Source organism: Pseudomonas sp. PKS, assembly GCF_051913525.1.
Lineage (GTDB): Bacteria > Pseudomonadota > Gammaproteobacteria > Pseudomonadales > Pseudomonadaceae > Aquipseudomonas > Aquipseudomonas guariconensis_D.
The window spans coordinates 1-386 of sequence record NZ_JBEGDO010000054.1; the positions used below are offsets into that span (position 1 = coordinate 1).

1 pseudogene is annotated in these 386 nt (G+C 64.5%); it reads right to left on the reverse strand.

The window, feature by feature from the left end:
• Window positions 1–386 (reverse strand): annotated as a pseudogene (locus tag ABOA88_RS24050) (chemotaxis protein); the annotation flags it as partial.

The following is a 386-nucleotide window of genomic DNA, read 5'->3' on the forward strand; positions in this document are numbered from 1 at the left end:
TCGAGGATCTTGCCGATCTCGTCGGTGCTGGCGTTGAGCGTCTCGATCTGCTCGCACGACTCGCTGATCTTCTGCGAAAGCGCAGTCATGGCGTTGATCGCATCGTCCACCACCTGACGACCGTCGTTGGCCTGCTCGCTGGCGCCGCTGGCGTGCTGCGAGGCGTCGGCGGCATTGCGGGCGATTTCCTGGGTGGCTGCGCCCAGCTGGTTGATTGCCGCGGCGACGCTGTTGGTGCGCATGCTCTGCTCCTCGGAACCGATGATCGAGGCGTTGGAAGCGTGGACCACCTTTTCCGACAGGTCATGCACCAGGCGGGTAGCCGAGGACACCTCGCTGATCGAGGCGTGGATGCGCTCGACGAAGCGGTTGAACGACGTGGCCAG